Origin of the sequence: Halarchaeum grantii, assembly GCF_014647455.2 — an archaeon.
Classification (GTDB): domain Archaea; phylum Halobacteriota; class Halobacteria; order Halobacteriales; family Halobacteriaceae; genus Halarchaeum; species Halarchaeum grantii.
In genome coordinates this window covers 145539-162763 of the sequence record NZ_BMPF01000001.1, presented here as the reverse complement: position 1 = coordinate 162763, position 17225 = coordinate 145539, and the positions used below count along the sequence as shown (strand labels likewise).

Sequence of the window (17225 nt, the reverse complement as noted above, 5' to 3'; positions counted from 1 at the left end):
GATAGCCGAGGTCGGCGAGACGCTCGGGGCCGTCGGAACGGCTCTGTGGTCCTCATCGAAGAGCCGTTCGGGAATAGCGTATGGAACTCGACCGTGTGATCGGGTTCCGCGTCCGCGCGGTTCTATCGCTCGTCGGGGTCGACGGTGAGGTCGTAGAGGTCGTGGTCATCGCCCGCCTCAATGTACTTCCGGCCGTCCCACCGTCCAGCGACGACGGGGATGGGATTACTGAACGACCCCGTGGCCACGACGCGGCGCTCGTCGCCTTCGAGGAGCGGTTCGCCGAGGAACCCGTTCGGACGTGGCGCGTCGTACCAGCCCCAGATCGCCGGGGTGAGGTCGATAAGCCCCCGCCGCTCGATGACCGTCCCCCCCAGTAATGTCAGGGCCCTTCACGAGCATCGGGACGTGCAAGAGTTCGTCGTACGGTCGGTCCCGATGATAGTAGTAGCCGTGACCGCCGAACTCCTCACTATGGTCAGCCGTGAATATCACGTTCGCGTCGTCCCAGCTGCTCCGCGACCGGAGGCCGTCGATCAGTCGACGTACCTCTCCGGACGCGTAGCGTAACTCGGAGTCGTAGAGGCCGATCAGGAGCCGCCGTTCCTCCTCTGTTGTCTCCTCCGGGTTGATCCCCACCTTCTACATCAGCTCGTGGATCTCGTCCGGTGTAAGTCGCTCGTCCGTGTACGCGGGGTCGTCGAGATGCATATAGAACGGGCGGTGCGGGTCCATGTAGTGCACCCAGAGGAAGAGGTCGCTATCGATGTCGTCGACGGGGTTGAGCACCCGATCGGTCGTTCGCTCGGCCATCTCGTACGCCGTCGACTCGTGATGAACCAGGCCGACCGCTCGCTGGACGGTTTCGGCCGTTTCGCGGAGGCCGAGGCGCTCGACGGTCGGCCAGACAGCGTCCATCGTCTTCCGGAACACGCGGTGGGCTAGTGAGCGCGTCGACTCCTTGATCGCGCCGACATCGAAATCATCGAAGACATCGAATCCCGCGGGTTCGCCGATGCGGGCCGCGAAGTAGGTATTCGAGTGGAGTGCGACGGTCGCCACGTCGTCCGGGAGCACGCTCGCGACGGGCGGCCGTCGGCTGTCGGCCAGTCCCCGAGATAGCGCGAGGTGAGCATTGAGGGGCGCGAGATACCCGTGTTTGTTCCGTTCGCGAACGCGTTCTGGAAGCGCGTCGCGCCCTCGTCAAGGAAGTCGTCGAGAACGGAAATCGTCTCCCACTCGTAGCCGTACTGGGAGAGGTGGCCGGGGCGTAGTGCGTCAACGGTGATGGGTATCGTGTCCAGGGGTTCACTTCGTGTAACCGAGCGCTTCGAGCTGTTGGTGTGCCGCCTCCGAGACCGCCACGTCCGCATCTCGGGCCACTCCCGCGTCAGAGAGCGACGCCATCTCCTCGACGACGCTCGTGGGTGCGCCCTCGTCGTGGAGGTAGTTGACGCGCGGGTCTGGCGCGTGAACTGTCCACGCATTATCGCCGATGCGAACGTACTTCGAGACGCCGACCGACTCGTGACGCTCGTACGCGACATCCACAGCGTCACCATCCGTGAGGCCCCCCGCGAACACGGTCCGATCGGTGTCGAAGTCGGGAGAGCCACCATCAACGACCGTACGAACGACGTCCGGAAAGTCGACGAGACCGACTGGGTTCTCGATCACAGTACCGTCGTGCTGGCCGGGCGCGCGCACCACGAGTGGAACGTGTAGGAGACTCTCCGACGTTCCATCCCCGTGCCCCGTCGCAAGATCCCCCGTGACGGGGGTTCGTTCACCGAACCCCTCACCATGATCGGCGGTGATGACGACGAGCGTCTCGTTGAGTTCGCCGGCCGATCGGAGGCTGTCGACGATGCGTTCGATGACCGCGTCCGCCTGTCGGATCGTCCCGTCGTAGCGGTTCTGCTGGAGGGCGTACTTCCACTCCTCGCCCTCGCCGACGTCATCCTCGGCAACGCTCTTGCGGGCCGAGCGGGTGTCGTCGCTCGCCCACTCGTCGTACTCGTCGTCCGGACGGAACGGGACGTGCGTGTCCATGAGATTGACACAGGCCGCCCATGGGCCGTCAGTAGTTTCGCGCCACTCCGCGAAGTGCTCGGCGTACGTGAACCCACGCGTGAAGACGGCGCCAGCCGTCAACTGAGGGACGTGCCATTTCAGCATCCACGTGGCGCCGTTCAGGAGCGATGGTACGGGCGCATCACTCTCAATAGCAGCGCGGAGGAACGCAACGCGATCGGTCCCTTCCTCCTCGGCAAACGCCGCGGGGGAGATTCCGGAGGGGAAGGGGTCCTTATCGTTGAGCACTACGTCGAAGCCGTTCGAGAGTCCCGTATCCAGGTCCGTCAGGTACGTGTTATCGGTAAATAGCCCAGTCGCGTATCCCTCATCGGACAACCACTCGAATACGGACGTGTCGTCGTCGAGCTTCGTGCCGAGGGCGTTCACGCCGTGCTCCTGTGGTAACGCACCGGTGAAGATACTGGCGTGACTGGGAAGGCTCCATCCCGCCGGCGCACGTGCCTGCGTGTAACGGGTCGCGGAATCGGCGAACGAATCGAGGAATGGCGTTGTTCGACGGTGATATCCGTGGAAGCTCGTGTTCCGCGCGCGAGCGCTGTCCAAGATCACCAACAGTACGTTCGGTGTATCGCTACTCATTGGCCGAATATCCGAGGCGCCAGCAAAAAAGGTTCTTGTACCGTTCGTGCACCGTCACGTGTTCTATGCCCCGAATCCGGCGATCACGAACGCGTCACTAAGTACGGATTGTACCATCTCCCGAAGGTACTCGTCAAGCGCGAGGAGGACAGCGCCATAAACGGCGGCGCCAACGCCGACAACGGCTAAGAGGTGGAACCAGCCTGTGATCGGCACGTAGCGGTGGAGGGCGACCACGACCGCCCACATGAGGCCGCCCGCGACGAGTTGGCGGACGACATCTCGCGGGACCACGACGCGCTTGAAAGCCGCGTACAGCATCCACTCTCCAACAAGGAGACGTACGAGGTGAGAGAGGATGACGGCCGCGACGACGCCGAGTAAACCGACGCGGAAGACGGCGATAACGCTCATGACGGTGAGGACGGAGAGCGCGACGGCCGTCGCCTTCGTCGCATTCTCCGGCCGATTGATACCGTCGAAGAAAGAGAAAACCACTACGTCGTACGTGTTCACGACGTGGTAGACTGCGAGGCCGACGAGGACCGGGCCCGTCCCTGAGAACGTCGGCCCGAAGACGGTGACCATGAGATCGTTGGAGAGCGGGAGACTCCCGAGCAGCATCGGTATCGCAAGCACGGTGGCGTACCGGAGCGCGATCCGAAGGTCCGGGAGGCTGGATGCGCTCTCGAGGCCGGACGAGCTCGCACGGACCATCAGTGCGGGCGCGATGCTCGACGCCACGTGGCTCCCGAGGACGAGCAGGCGGTTCGCAGACGTGTAGTAGCCGGCGACGTCGTCACCGAGGACGGCACCGACGAGGAGGAGTGGAAGACGACTGTACGCGTTGCTGAGTCCCGACGTCACTACAGACCAGCGACCGTAGCGCCAGATCGAGGCGAGCACTTCCTCGGTCGGGCGGACTACGCCCACAACCGAGAACGCGAGGAGCGCGGCTGCGACGAGCGCAGTCATCACAGCGGTCCCGACAAGGAGCCCGAGGACGTTGAAACCAGCGAGGAGCAGGGCAATTTGGAGCGCCGTCTCGAGGATACCGAGGGCGTTGTCGGTGAGCCCCGCGTATCCGGTCTTCCCGTAGCTCCGGTAGGCGTCGAGCGAGAGATAATAGAACAGCTCAATGGCGAACAGGGCGAATGCCGTTACGACGAGCGGCGTATCGTAGGGGATGACGCCGGGGAAGACGGAGAGGAGCGCGAGGAGCACCGCTCCAATCGCGGTCGCGTACACGGCAGCGTACGCGATCCCACCACCGAGGAAGGCCGCTGGGTCGTTGTCGAGTTCGCTCCCCCGCTTCATCACCGCGTTGCCTATACCGCCGATCGGGAACCGGGCGACTCTAACGACTGCAAGGAGCAAGTAAAACCGTCCGAGACCACCGGCTCCGAGGACGTTTGCAAAGAGAACGAGTCCGACGAAGCTCACCGCAGCATCGACGAACGTGCCGATTATCGACAGTGTCGCCTGATTACGGATGTTGACGAACTGTTCGTTGCCCCCGTCAGACATAGGCGTAATTACGTGACCTCATGCATGAAACGTTGGATATCAGCTCGCGGTTTAGTGACGGGGGTCATCACTCAGTACCATCACATCTCAAGAATGGCCGGATCAGGGGCGACAACTGACCGGATGTGGCGTGCTACGTCTCCACTCACTCCACCGTCACGCTCTTCGCGAGATTGCGCGGCTTGTCGATGGCGCGCCCCTTGCGGTTCGCGACGTGATACGCGAAGAGTTGCATGTAGACGTTCGCGACGAGGGGCTCCATCTCCCCGAGCGCGGGCACTTCGAAGGCGGCGTCGATGAACTTCTCGCCGTGGCCGTCGGAGTGACAGCCGATGACGGGCGCGCCGCGCGATTCGGCCTCCTTGACGCTGTTCAGCGTCTCGTCGGGTCGCGCGCCCTCGGTGAGGACGGCGATGACCGGTGTCTCCTCCGTCACCAGTGCGAGCGGGCCGTGCTTGAGCTCGCCGGCGGGGAAGCCCTCGGCGTGGTCGTAGCTGATCTCCTTGAGCTTCAGTGCCCCCTCGAGCGCGACGGGGTGCCCCAAGTACCGGCCGATGAAGAAGAACGCCTCCGAGTCGGCGTACGCCTCGGCGACGTCTCGCACCTGCTGGTCGGCGTCGAGCGCGCGCTGGACGGCGCCGGGGAGCCCCCGGACGTCACCGAGCAGCTCGCTCGCCGCCGCCGCGGAGAGCACGCCGCGTTCGCGGCCGACGTGGACGGCGAGGAGCGCGAGCGTCGCGACCTGTGAGACGAACGTCTTCGTCGCGGCGACGCCGATTTCGGGGCCGGCACGGATGTAGAGCGACTCGTCGGCCGCCCGCGCGACCGAGGACCCGACGACGTTCGTGACGGCGAGCGTGCGCGCGCCGACGCGGGCGGCGTCGCGGAGCGCGCCGAGCGTTTCGGCGGTCTCGCCGCTCTGCGTGACGGCGACGACGAGCGTCCGGCTCGGGTCGCGGCCGCCCGTGAACCCGTACTCGCTCGCGACGTGGACCGTGGTGCGGACGTCCGCGTGCGACTCGAGGAGGCGCGCGGCGTAGAGGCCGGCGTGGTGTGAGGTCCCGCAGGCGACGACCTGTATTTCCTCGAGCGAGCGCACGTACTCCTCGGGGAGGTCGACGTCGAGGTCGACGCTCCCGTGTCCGACGCGCCCGGAGAGCGCCTGCCGGAGCGCGTGCGGCTGCTCGTGGATCTCCTTGATCATGTAGTGCTCGTACCCCCCCTTCTCGGCGGCGTCGGCCTCCCACTCGATCCGCTCGACCGGCCGCTCGACGGGGGTGCCGTCGTGCTCGACGGTGATACCGTCCGGGGTGACGACGGCGATGTCGCCGTTCTCGAGGTAGGTGACCTCGCGGGCGTGCTCGAGGAACGCCGTGACGTCGCTCCCGACGAACGTCTCGCCGTCGCCGTGGCCGACGCAGAGCGGGGAGTCCCGTCGCGCGAGGTAGATCTCCTCGCCGTCGCCCGCGACCATCGCGAGCGCGAAGCTCCCCTCGAGGCGCGCGACCGCGCTCTCGAACGCCGCCTTCACGCCCTTTCCGGCCGCGCGTTCGGCCTCGACGAGGTGCGGGACGACCTCCGTGTCCGTCTGGCTCGCGAAGGTGTGGCCCTCGGCTTCGAGCTCCGCCTTCAGCGCGTCGTAGTTGTCGATGATGCCGTTGTGGACGACCGCGATCTCGCCCGTGCAGTCGGTGTGCGGGTGGGCGTTCCCGTCCGTCGGCTTGCCGTGCGTCGACCAGCGCGTGTGGCCGATGCCGACGGTGGCCTCCGAGGACTCGGGGAGCGTCTCGCGCAGGGCGTCGACCTCCCCGACGGTCTTGTAGACGGTGACGTCGTCGCCCGCGCAGAGTGCGATTCCGGCGGAGTCGTAGCCGCGATACTCGAGGTTCGAGAGGCCGCCCGCGAGCAGCGGGAGGGCGTCGCGGTGGCCGGCGTAGCCGACGATTCCGCACATCGTCAGGCCCTCCGGACGACCGCGTCGCTCTCGATGCGACCGTCGACGTGCGACCCCGTCTCGACGTCCGCGCGGTTCCCGACGACCGTCCCGGGCGCGAGCGTCGCCGCACCGCCGACGCTGGTGTTGTCGCCGACGACCGCGCCGAGGCGGACGCCCTCGTGGACGCGGTCCCTCACCGTCACGTCCGCGTCACCGCCCTCGACGGTCGTGTTCGCGCCAACGGTGGCGTTCGCGCCGACCACGGCGTCGCGGACGACCGCGCCGTCGCCGATGGTTGCGTCGGGGAGGACGACGGCGTTCGAGACGACGGCGTTCGCGCCGACGTCGACGTTGTCGCCGAGCGCCGTCCCGGTGAGGACGCGCGCGCCCGGTCGGACGCGCGTGTCGGCACCGAGTGCGACGTCACCGACGACGGACGCGGCCTCAGAGACGCGCGCGGAGTCCGCCGTCGACGCCTCGATGACCTGGGCGTTCACGCGCAGGAGCCCCCAGAGGAAGGAGACGTCGAGCCACTGCCCCCGCAGTCGGACGGCGGCGACGGTCCCCTCGGTGACGAGGCGTTCGAGGGCGTCCGTGACGCCGAGTTCGCCGTCCGTCTCGGTTTCCCGAAGCGCCGCGAAGATGTCGGGAGTGAAGCCGTAGAGCCCGGCGTTCACGACCTCCGAGTGCGTCGCATGACGCGGCGGTTTCTCGACGATGTCGACGACGGTCTCCCCCTCGAGGCTGACGACGCCGTAGTCGCTCGGGCGGGAGGCGTTCGCGACACCGAGCGCCGTCTCGCCGCTCGCCTCCAGCGTGTCGACGACGCGCGCGACGTCCTCGGCCTCGACGATGCGGTCGCCGTTCAGCGCGACGAACGGCCCCTCGACGTGCTCCTCGGCCCGAAGGAGGGCGTGGCCGGTGCCGAGCTGTTTCTCCTGCACGACGTACTCGATGTCGACGTCCCATCGGTCCCCGTCGCCGAAGTAGCTCTGGATGCGCTCGCGGCGATAGCCGACGACGAGGACGAGGTCGTCGATGCCCGCCTCGGCGACGGCCTCGACGACGTGCTCGAGGATCGGGCGGTTGCTCACCGGGAGCATCGCCTTCGGGCGCGCCTCGGTCAGCGGCCGCAGGCGAGTCCCCTCGCCCGCCGCCAGAATCATGGCCTTCATGACTGAATCAATTTCCGAGTCACCCGCGCGGATCGTCCCGGGTCGATTGGACCCGAGGAGCCCGAGCGGTTCGTGCCACCGGACGTGAGCGAAACCATACCGGCGAGACGGCGTCCCGGAGCTAAAACCCCGTGGTCGGTTGGGGATCGAAGACGGGAGGTTTTTGCTCCCGACAGACCCAGGCGTATCCAATGCCGGATTACTCAGACGTCTGCGTCCTCATCCCGACGCTCGACGAGGCGGAGACCATCGGCGGGGTCGTCGAGGCCTTTCACGACAGGGGCTTCGACGAGGTCCTCGTCGTCGACGGGCACTCGACGGACGGGACGCGCAAGATAGCGCGCGAGCACGGTGCGCGCGTCGTCGAGCAGTCCGGCGCGGGGAAGGGACAGGCGGTTCGAGAGGGCGTCGAGCACGTCGAACGGCCGTACGTGTTGATGCTGGACGGCGACGGCACCTATCGCGCCGAGGACGCGGACGCGATGCTCGAACCGCTCTTCGAGGGGCGCGCCGAGCACGTCATCGGCGACCGGTTCGCGGAGATGGAGGACGGCGCGATGAGCACGCTGAACGGTGTCGGGAACTCGATTATCAATCGGTCGTTCTCCTTCATCCACGGCCACGACTTCCGCGACATCCTGAGCGGCTATCGCGCGTTCACCGTCGAGTCCTTCGAGCGGATGCACCTCACGGCGGACGGGTTCGCCATCGAGACGGAGATGGCCGTCGAGTGCGCGAAACACGACATCCAGACGCGCGTCGTCGACATCACGTACCTTGATCGACCGGATGAATCAGATACGAACCTGCGGCCGTTCCGCGACGGCGCCCGCATCATCTTCGCGCTCTACAAGCTCGCGAAGACGAATAACCCGCTCTTCTACTTCGGGAGCGTCGGTGCCGGGTCGACGCTCGTCGGGTTCGTGACTGCACTCTACGTCGCGGTCGAGTGGGTCACCGTTGGCGTCTCGCACAACATCATGGCGCTGTTCGCGGCGTTCACCGTGCTGCTCGGCATCCAGCTCCTCATGTTCGGCGTGCTCTCGGACCTGCTCGTGACGCTCCACCGCGAGCAGCTGCGGCGCCTCGAGAACCGGGATTAGCGCAGCGCGCTCAGGAGGCCCTTCGCGAAGACGCCGGGCGCGTTCCGCCGGGAGTGCGCGAGCGCGTAGCGGAGGCTGTCCGTGGCCGCCTCGTGGACGGGTGTGCCGTGGCCGACGAGGACGCGCTCGGGGCGGAGGCCCCGAAGCGCGCTCGGCGGCGTGAGCCGGAGAGCAGGATGCACGCCGAGCCGTTCGTCGGTGCCGCGGAAGAACTCCGCCGTGCCGACGGCCTCGGGGACGACGAGCGTCTCGCCGTCGAAGAGCGCGGCCTCGTTCCAGACCGGCGTGTCGAGGACGCGGATGAGGCTGTAGTCGGTGCCGGGGAGCGTGCCGCTGAACGGGTCGGTCTGCACGCCGACGTCACGCGTCAGGAAGGAGGGCCGATAGACGGGGACGTCGTGGCGCGTTGCGACGGCGGTGCAGTCGCGTTCGTGGCGGTCGAGGAGGAGGACGACGCCCGCGACATCACCGAACTCGCTCACCAGCTCGTCGAGTCCGGGGGCGTCCACGGGGTCGACGAGGAGGATGCCGGCGTCCGTGTCGAGGATGTGGCTCGCGCGCGCCATCGCCTCTTCCGGGTGGGCGAGCCACGTCGTCCCACCAGCGAATTGGCCGTGCTCCTCGAGCTCGTCGGCGGGGTCGTCGGCGCGCATCGGCATGTTCGGGAATTCGTGCGGCAGGACCAAGAGCGTTCGGCCAGCGGCGACACGATTCACCAGCGCGATGAAACCGATAGACGTGAGCTGATTATGAAGCGAAGTTGGTCGCAAACGAAGGGCGAGTCAGGATTCATACTCAGACGAATCCCCGCAAGAACCCGGTAAACGTGGCTTGTCGGTCTACCTAGGAACCGAGTCTGAAGAACCTTCCTTGGTAGATAGGGGCCCTGAACGGTGCTTTGGAGGGGAATAGGCGGCGTCGCTCTCGTCGAAGCGGGCGAGAGAGCGCTCCTTCAGCAGTCATAATCGCCCTCCGTCTGTCGGTTTTGGAGTTCTCGGCGTCGCGTCAACGGCTCATGAAGTGGCGTGAACGCGACGTAGCACTACGCTCCTGAGCGTTCTCGTCTTCCCCTCGACGTCGAGAGAACAGCCCTCTCTACAGAATCTACCTCCGGAGGCCACAGAGACCGCCTTGCGGAGCGTATTCCGATTATGAAACCAACTGAGCGATGGATAGCGACTCTCGGTATCGGGACTACCGCTTCCGGGGAGTATGAGTTACGCTCGTAGTCGTGCTTCTCTGGTGGCGTGTCGAGCACCAGTGACTAGGACGATACTGGAACACTCGGGTGTCTTTTTGCGCCTGCGCTCCCTCTGTTCCGTATGGGATTGGACGAAGACGCGCTCGAGTACCACGAGCGCGAACCCCCGGGAAAACTGGAGATAGCGACGACGAAACCGACGAACACGCAGCGCGACCTCTCGCTGGCGTACTCCCCCGGCGTCGCCGCACCGTGCCGGAAGATCGACGAGAACCCGGACGACGCCTACAAATACACGGCGAAGGGGAACCTGGTGGGGGTGGTGTCGAACGGGTCGGCGGTGCTCGGCCTCGGCGACATCGGCGCGCAGGCCTCCAAACCCGTCATGGAGGGGAAGGGCGTGCTGTTCAAGCGCTTCGCGGACATCGATGTCTTCGACATCGAGCTGGAGCACTCGGAGGTGGACGCCTTCGTCGAGTCGGTGGCGGCGATGGAGCCGACCTTCGGCGGCGTCAACCTCGAGGACATCAAGGCCCCCGAGTGCTTCGAGATCGAGGAACGCCTCCGCGAGCGCATGGACGTCCCCGTCTTCCACGACGACCAGCACGGCACCGCCATCATCAGCGGGGCGGCGCTCCTCAATGCCGCCGAAATCGCGGGGAAAGACCTCGCGGACCTCGAGGTCGCGTTCTCGGGCGCCGGCGCGGCGGCCGTCTCCTGTGCGAAGTTCTACGCGTCGCTGGGCATCCCCCACGAGAACATCACGATGTGCGACATCGACGGCGTCCTCTCGCAGGAGCGCGCGGACGCCGGCGAGTTGAGCGAGCACGCCGAGCCGTTCGCGCAGGGCGTCCCGGAGGGCGAACTCGCGGACGCGGTCGCGGGCGCGGACGTCCTCGTCGGCCTCTCGGTGGGGGGCATCGTCTCCCCGGAGATGATTCGTTCGATGGCGGACGACCCCATCGTCTTCGCGATGGCGAACCCGGACCCGGAGATCGGCTACGAGGAGGCGAAGAACGCCCGCGACGACACCGTCATCATGGCGACGGGGCGCTCGGACTACCCGAACATGGTGAACAACGTGTTGGGGTTCCCGTTCATCTTCCGGGGCGCGCTCGACGTTCGCGCCACCGGCATCACCGAGAACATGAAGGTCGCCGCCGCCCGCGCGCTCGCGGAGTTGGCGCGCGAGGACGTGCCCGACCAAGTGGTGAAGGCCTACGGCGACCAGCCCCTCCAGTTCGGCCCCGAGTACATCCTCCCGAAACCGCTCGACCCGCGCGTCCTCTTCGAGGTCGCGCCCGCCGTCGCCGAGGCCGCGATGGAGGAGGGCATCGCGCGCGATAGCGTTGCCCTCGAGGCGTACCGCGAGCGCCTCGAGGCCCGCCTCGGCAAGAGTCGGGAGATGATGCGCGTCGTCCTCAACAAGGCCGAGACGGACCCGAAGCGCGTCGCCCTCGGTGACGGCGACGACGAGAAGATGATCCGCGCCGCCTACCAACTGCAGGACCAAGGCATCGCCGAGCCGGTTCTCCTCGGGGATTCGGAGACGGTCGAGGCCGCCGCCGACGACCTCGGCCTCGACTTCGACCCGGAGGTCGTCGATCCGGCCGAGCGCGCGACCGAGCGCTACGCCGAGCGCCTCTACGACCTCCGCAAGCGCAAGGGCGTCACGCGGCGCGAGGCGTCCGAACTCCTCACGCGCGACACCGACTACTTCGGGAGCGCGATGCTCGAGACCGGCGACGTCGACGCCTTCCTCACCGGCCTCACGAACCACTACCCGTCGGCGCTCCGCCCGCCCCTCGAAGTCGTCGGCACCGCGCCCGACACGGACATCGTCGCCGGCGTCTACATGCTGACGTTCAAGAACCGCGTGCTCTTCTGCGCGGACGCGACGGTGAACCTCGACCCGAGCGCCGAGGAGCTCGCCGAAATCACGCGCCACGTCGCGAACCTCGCGCGCAGGTTCGACGTCGAACCCCGGGCTGCCCTCCTCTCCTACTCGGACTTCGGGAGCGTCGAAAACGAGGGTACCGCGAAGCCCCGCGACGCCGTCGCGGCGCTCCACGACGACCCGACGGTGGACTTCCAGGTGGACGGCGAGATGCAGGCCGACACCGCCGTCGTCGAGGACGTCCTGGCGGACACCTACGACTTCGCGGAGCTCGACGGGCCCGCGAACTGCCTCGTCTTCCCCAACCTCGAAGCCGGGAACATCGCGTACAAGCTCCTCCAGCGCCTCGGCGGCGCGGAGGCCGTCGGCCCCGTCCTCGTCGGGATGGACGAACCCGTCCACGTCATCCAGCGCGGCGACGAGGTCAAGGACATCGTGAACCTCGCGAGCGTCGCCGTCGTCGAAGCCCAAGAGGACTGAGGAACGGCTAGTAGTACCAGGCGTCGTCGTCGAAGTCGGGGTCGCGGCCCTCGAGGAAGGCGTCGCGGCCCTCCTGTGCTTCGTCGGTCATGTAGCCGAGTCGCGTGGCTTCGCCGGCGAAGACCTGCTGGCCGACCATGCCGTCGTCGGTGGCGTTGAAGCCGTACTTGAGCATCCGCATCGCCATCGGGGACTTCTCGCACATCCGCGCGGCCCACTCGAGGGCCGTCTCCTCCAGTTCCTCGTGCGCGACGGCTTCGTTCGCCATCCCCATGTCGACGGCCTCCTCGGCGGAGTAGGTCTTCCCGAGGAAGAAGACCTCGCGGGCTTTCTTCTGGCCGACCTGCTTGGCGAGGTAGGCGGAGCCGAAGCCGGCGTCGAAGGAGGCGACGTCCGGGTCGGTCTGGAGGAACTTCGCGTGCTCGGCGCTCGCGAGCGTCAAGTCGCAGACGACGTGGAGGCTGTGGCCGCCGCCGACCGCCCAGCCGGGGACGACGGCGACGACGGGTTTCGGCATGAAGCGGATCGCGCGCTGGACTTCGAGAATGTGGAGGCGGCCGGCTTCGGCCTCGTCGACGTCGTCCGCGTCGGATTCGTCGTCGGTCCCGTCGCCCTCCCCGTGGTACTCGTAGCCCTCCGTCCCGCGAACCGACTGGTCGCCGCCGGAGCAGAAGGCCCAGCCGCCGTCCTTGGGACTCGGGCCGTTCCCGGTGAGGAGGACGCAGCCGATGTCGGACTGGCGTTTCGCGTGGTCGAGGGCGGTCGCGAGTTCGTCGACGGTCTGCGGGCGGAAGGCGTTGCGGACTTCGGGGCGGTCGAAGGCGATGCGGAGCGCGCCGACGTCGCGCGCGCGGTGGTAGGTGATGTCGTCGAAGTCGAATCGCTCCACCGACTCCCAGCGCTCGGGGTCGAAGATCTCGGAGACCTCGCTCATGCCCGAGGGTGGGGGTGGGCCGCGCTAAAAGGTTCGCGTCTCCGCGTCCCCGGACGCGTCGTCGTCGGCCACGTCGTCCTCGGAAGTGTCGCGGTCCGCGTCCGCACGAACCGGGACGAGCGTCGTGTCGGGGGCGTCCAGCGGGCTGTCCGAGCCGGTCACCCACGCGGTGAGGTAGACGACGCAGGCGGCGACGACCGCGGCGGGGAGTTGGAGCGTGAACGCCCCGTAGACGACGGTGACGGCCATCGCGATGTAGACGAGCGTGCGGCGGTTCAGGCCGCCGTAGTAGACGAAGGCGGCGAGGACGAGCAGGCCGGCGAACGCGCCGGCACCGATGAGGAGTTCGGCGACGACCGCGAGGCTGTACAGCAGCGCGAGGACGCCGACGAGCACGAGGCCGGCGGCGGCGAGCACGCGCGTCGTGTGATTGGAGGGCATCACTCGGGTATCACTCGCGGAGGCGCAAAAACCTCGGGGGGTTCAGGTAAGTCGCTCGCGGACGCGCTCGGCGATGGCTTCGCGCGTGCGGTGGGACGCCTCGGCGTCCGACGACACCTCGATGACCTGCGTGCCGTCGCTCTCGACGCTCGCCGCGTAGGCGGCCGCGAAGTCGCCGAGGCCGTCGACGCGGACGAAGTCGAAGCCGTAGAGGTCGGCCGTCGGAGCGAAGTCGAGGCCGTGGGGCGTCTTGAACTGCCCCTCGAATGGCGGGTCGAAGGCCTCGATGGGGAGCATGTGGAAGATGCCGCCGCCGTCGTTGTTCACGAGGACGACCGTGGCGTCGACGCCGCAGCGCTCGAGGGCGAGCAGCCCGTTGGAGTCGTGGTAGTACGCGAGGTCGCCCGTCAGGAGGACGAGGGGGTCGTCGGCGGCGCTCCCCGCGCCGAGCGCGGAGGAGGTGACGCCGTCGATGCCGGAGGCGCCGCGGTTTCCGAGCACGGTGAGGTCGCCCGTCCGGGGCGCGCCGTAGCGGTCGACGTCGCGGACGGGCATGCTGTTCGAGACGAAGAGCGTCGCGGGGTCGGGCGCGTCCGCGACGACGCGGCGCGCGATACCGCCCTCGAAGGCGTCGTCCGTCGCGGCAACCTCCTCTGCGTGCACGCGCTCGGCCTCGGCGAGCTCGGGCCAGTCGGCGCCCCCCGTCTCGACGCGCGCCGCGAGAGCGTCGGCAAGCACGCCGGGGTCGGCGACAACGAGGTCCGTCGCGGTGAACGTCGCCTCGCGCCACTCGCCCGCCGGGTCGACGACGACCTGCCGGGCGTCGACGCGCGCGAGGTAGGTCCGCAGCGGCTTCGACGTCGGCGAGGCGCCGACGCGGAGGACGACGTCGGGGTCCGGCCACGACGCGGTGACCTCGGGGTGGAGGTAGCCGTCGTAGCCCCCGTAGACCGGCACCGCGTCGACGTGCGGGCCGTAGCGGAGGCCCGAGAGCGGGTCCGCGAGTATCGGGGCGCCGGCCGCCTCGGCGAACCCGACGAGTTCGTCGGCGTAGTCGCGGTCGGTCGGCCCCGCGACGACGAGGGCGCGCTCGGCGCGCGTGATGGCGGCTGCGAGGTCCGCGACCGTCGCCTCGTCGGGCGTGAGTCGGCCCTGTGCCGTCGCGACGAACGGCCCGTCGCGTCCGCGCGCGGCCAGCGGGTGCTCGCGCTCCCAGGTCTCGGGGACGCCGTGTGGCGACTCGGGCGGCGCGGGCGCCTCGGTCGGTTCGAGTGGCTTCGCGAACGGGACGTTCAGGTGGACGGGGCCCGGGTGCGTGCCTGTCGCGGCCGCGACGGCGCGGTCCGCCGTCACGCGCACCGAGCGGAGCTTCCGTGCCTCGACGGCGGGCTCCGGAAGGTCCGCGTAGTAGCGGACGGCGTCGCCGTAGAGCTTCTCCTGGTCGATGGTCTGGTTCGCGCCGCTGTCCCGGAGTTCGGGCGGTCGGTCCGCCGTCAGCGCGACGAGCGGCACCCGCGACTGGGCCGCCTCAATCACGGCCGGGTGGAAGTTCGCCGCCGCCGTCCCGGACGTGCAGACCAGCGCGACCGGGTCGCCGAGGCGCTTCGCGCGCCCGAGCGCGAAGAACGCCGCCGAGCGCTCGTCGAGGTGCGAGAAGGTCGTCACGCCCTCGTGGGCGTCGAACGCGACGGTGAGCGGCGTCGAGCGACTCCCCGGCGCGACGCACACCGAGGAGACGCCGGCCTTCGCGAGTTCGTCCACGAGCACGCGCGCGTGGAGCGTCGCGCGGTTCGGCGCCGGCCCGTCGCCCGTCATCGGTCGCCTCCACCCGCGTCGGGGGTCGCGTCGCCGGTTCGCTCGAAGACGTCGAGGATGGGGCGATACTTCAACTGGACCTCCGCCCACTCGGCGTCCGGGTCGGAGTCCGCGACGATGCCCGCGCCCGCGAACGGCCGGACGTGCTCGCCGCGCGCGAGCGCCGACCGGAGCGCCACCGCGAACGTCCCGTCGCCCGCCCCATCGAACCAGCCCACCGGCGCCGCGTACCACCCGCGGTCGAACGTCTCCGTCTCCCGGATCACGTCCAGCGCCGCGTCCGGCGGCAACCCCCCGACGGCGGGCGTCGGGTGGAGGGCTTCGGCGAGCGAGAGGACGTGCTCATCGGTCTCCCCGGTTATCGGCGTGAAGAGGTGTTGGACGGTCGCGAGCTTGCGGACCGAGCGCTCGCCCGTCGCGACGTTCGAGGCGACGCCCTGCAGTTGCTCGCGGATGCGCTCGGCGACCACTTCGTGCTCGTGGCGGTACTTCGCCGACGAGCGCAGGTCCGCCTCGAGCTGCTGGTCGTCGTCCGGCGTCTCGCCGCGCCCGACCGTCGCCGCGAGCGCGCCCGTCCGGAGTTCGCGCCCGTCGCGCGTCACGAGGCGCTCCGGGGACGCTCCGAAGAACGTCGCGCCGTCGGTCGGGCGGAACGCGAACCGGAAGCAGTCCGGGTACGTCTCGCCGAGACGCTCCAGCGCGTCCGGCAGGGAGAACGGGGCGTCGAGCGTCACGTCGAGCGCCTGAGCGAGTACGACCTTCTCGAGGTCGCCCGCGCGGATGCGCGCCGTCGCCGCCTCCACCTGTCGGCGCCACTCCGCGCGACCCGTCGTTCGCGCCGTCGAGACGACGCCCGGCGGTGGGCCCGCCGCGTGCTCCTCGGGGTCGAAGCGCTCGCGCACCGACGCGATCGTCTCCTCGACGCGCTCGACGCTCGCGCGCTCGCCGTACGCGTTCACCGTCAGCCACGTCGCCTCGGGCGTCGTCACGACCTGCACGTGCGGGAGGACGAACGTCGCCGTCGGGAACCCCGCCCAGTGGGCCGTCGCCGAGTGGCCGTCGTGGAACGCGAATCCGCCGAGGAAACGCGGTCGCGCGACCACTGGCGCATCCGCCGGGCGGTCGACCGACTCGAAGACCGCGCCGGCGCGCTCGCGGACCGTCGCGAACCGCGCCGGGCCGTCCGCCGTCACCTGCGCCGCCGCACCGTAGCCCGTGACCGTCGGCTCGCCGGGCGCCGTCCAGACGGCGTTCGGCTTCCCGAGCGTCCGCAACAGCCCCGACAGCGACGCGTCCGGCAACCGGACCGTCCGACTGACGAGCCCCGCCGTGTCGGCCCGCGCGACGCCCTCGCGTTGATCCATCTACGACGAACTCGGAGTGCGTGCGCCTTAGCCCCTACGACCCACGACCTCTCGACGCGCTCAGAAGGGGCGGTGGTTCAACTGTACCGTTCTTCCGCCCACGGGTTCGCGCTGACGGAGTAGCCGCGCTTCTCCCAGTAGCCCCGCTCGCGTTCGGTGAGGAAGGTGACGCCGTCCACCCACTTCGCGCCCTTGTAGGCGTAGCGGTGCGGGGTGACGACGCGGAGCGGCCCGCCGTGCTCGCGCGGCAGGGGCTCGCCGTCGTAGTCCCACGCGAAGAGGACTTCGCGGCGGTTCACGACGTCGAGCGGGAGGTCGGTCGTGTAGCCGTCGAGGCCGTGGAACATGACGTGGACCGCGTCGGCGTCGACGTCGGCCTCCTCGAGGAGCGTCGGGAAGGTGACGCCGGTGAACTCGCAGTCGAGCTTGCTCCAGCCGGTGACGCAGTGGAAGTCCTGTCGCTGGGTCTCGCTCGGCAACTCGCGGAACGCCTCCCACGAGAGGTCGAACTCCTCGGCGACGGCACCCCGGACGCTGAACGACCACGTCTCGGGGTCCCAGTCCGGCGTCCCGCTCTTGTCGAGGACGGGGAAGGCGCTCGTTTCGGTCTGGCCGGGCGGGAGGCGCTCCTCGCCGAACTCCCGGTAGAGGTCCGTGACGTCCGTCACACTCATGC

14 protein-coding genes and 2 pseudogenes are annotated in these 17225 nt (G+C 68.6%); 3 read left to right on the top strand and 13 right to left on the bottom strand.

Annotated elements, in window-relative coordinates; genetic code table 11:
• Positions 1-80 precede the first annotated feature (80 nt).
• Positions 81-380: a hypothetical protein gene (locus IEY12_RS15690; RefSeq protein WP_229870814.1), complete on the top strand. Its 300-nt coding sequence runs from the start codon at positions 81-83 to the stop codon at positions 378-380.
• Between the two features lie 55 nt (positions 381-435).
• Here IEY12_RS15690 and IEY12_RS15960 read toward each other — a convergent pair.
• From IEY12_RS15960 to IEY12_RS00815, 7 genes and pseudogenes are all read right to left on the bottom strand, one after another.
• Positions 436-639 (bottom strand): annotated as a pseudogene (locus IEY12_RS15960) (sulfatase-like hydrolase/transferase); the annotation flags it as partial.
• A 3-nt stretch (positions 640-642) separates the two neighbouring features.
• The gene (locus IEY12_RS00840; RefSeq protein ID WP_229870812.1) at positions 643-1062 is read right to left on the bottom strand and encodes a hypothetical protein; all 420 of its coding nucleotides are present in this window, start codon (positions 1060-1062) and stop codon (positions 643-645) included.
• Positions 1063-1178: 116 nt separating this feature from the next.
• Positions 1179-1373 (bottom strand): annotated as a pseudogene (locus IEY12_RS15955) (hypothetical protein); the annotation flags it as partial.
• Positions 1309-2676 carry a sulfatase gene (locus tag IEY12_RS00830; RefSeq protein ID WP_188876610.1) on the bottom strand — a complete coding sequence of 456 codons (1368 nt, stop codon included), beginning with the start codon at positions 2674-2676 and terminating at the stop codon, positions 1309-1311. The gene IEY12_RS00830 and the pseudogene IEY12_RS15955, both read right to left, overlap by 65 nt.
• 63 nt (positions 2677-2739) lie before the next feature.
• Positions 2740-4203, bottom strand: coding sequence for an oligosaccharide flippase family protein (locus IEY12_RS00825; protein ID WP_188876608.1), 1464 nt, complete (start codon positions 4201-4203; stop codon positions 2740-2742).
• 145 nt (positions 4204-4348) lie between these two features.
• Entirely contained in the window at positions 4349-6157 is a 1809-nt protein-coding gene (gene glmS, locus IEY12_RS00820) for a glutamine--fructose-6-phosphate transaminase (isomerizing) (protein ID WP_188876606.1), read from the bottom strand.
• A gap of 2 nt (positions 6158-6159) precedes the next feature.
• Positions 6160-7314 carry a sugar phosphate nucleotidyltransferase gene (locus IEY12_RS00815; protein ID WP_188876604.1) on the bottom strand — a complete coding sequence of 385 codons (1155 nt, stop codon included), beginning with the start codon at positions 7312-7314 and terminating at the stop codon, positions 6160-6162.
• 191 nt (positions 7315-7505) lie between these two features.
• Here IEY12_RS00815 and aglJ point away from each other — a divergent pair, with 191 nt between their 5' ends.
• Positions 7506-8417 (top strand): S-layer glycoprotein N-glycosyltransferase AglJ, encoded by a 912-nt coding sequence (gene aglJ, locus IEY12_RS00810; RefSeq protein ID WP_188876602.1) that lies wholly within the window; start codon positions 7506-7508, stop codon positions 8415-8417.
• Here the strand turns inward: aglJ and IEY12_RS00805 are convergent.
• Entirely contained in the window at positions 8414-9070 is a 657-nt protein-coding gene (locus tag IEY12_RS00805; protein ID WP_188880321.1) for a hypothetical protein, read from the bottom strand. The two genes, aglJ and IEY12_RS00805, sit on opposite strands and share 4 nt — an antisense overlap.
• A 669-nt stretch (positions 9071-9739) precedes the next feature.
• Here IEY12_RS00805 and IEY12_RS00800 point away from each other — a divergent pair.
• Complete coding sequence (locus tag IEY12_RS00800) at positions 9740-11995, top strand: NADP-dependent malic enzyme (RefSeq protein ID WP_188876600.1); 2256 nt, start codon at positions 9740-9742, stop codon at positions 11993-11995.
• A gap of 7 nt (positions 11996-12002) precedes the next feature.
• Here IEY12_RS00800 and IEY12_RS00795 read toward each other — a convergent pair whose 3' ends face one another.
• The 5 genes from IEY12_RS00795 to IEY12_RS00775 all read right to left on the bottom strand — a co-directional run bounded on the left by IEY12_RS00795 (position 12003) and on the right by IEY12_RS00775 (position 17223).
• Positions 12003-12929, bottom strand: coding sequence for a 1,4-dihydroxy-2-naphthoyl-CoA synthase (locus IEY12_RS00795; protein ID WP_188876598.1), 927 nt, complete (start codon positions 12927-12929; stop codon positions 12003-12005).
• A gap of 24 nt (positions 12930-12953) precedes the next feature.
• Positions 12954-13370 (bottom strand): hypothetical protein, encoded by a 417-nt coding sequence (locus IEY12_RS00790; protein WP_188876596.1) that lies wholly within the window; start codon positions 13368-13370, stop codon positions 12954-12956.
• A gap of 42 nt (positions 13371-13412) precedes the next feature.
• Positions 13413-15185, bottom strand: a complete 1773-nt coding sequence (gene menD, locus IEY12_RS00785; RefSeq protein ID WP_188876594.1) for a 2-succinyl-5-enolpyruvyl-6-hydroxy-3-cyclohexene-1-carboxylic-acid synthase — start codon at positions 15183-15185, stop codon at positions 13413-13415.
• On the bottom strand, positions 15182-16549 hold the full coding sequence (locus IEY12_RS00780; protein WP_188876592.1) for an isochorismate synthase: 1368 nt from the start codon (positions 16547-16549) through the stop codon (positions 15182-15184). The genes menD and IEY12_RS00780 overlap by 4 nt, the downstream gene beginning before the upstream one ends.
• Before the next feature lie 77 nt (positions 16550-16626).
• Positions 16627-17223, bottom strand: a complete 597-nt coding sequence (locus IEY12_RS00775) for a sulfite oxidase-like oxidoreductase (protein ID WP_188876590.1) — start codon at positions 17221-17223, stop codon at positions 16627-16629.
• Positions 17224-17225: the final 2 nt, after the last annotated feature.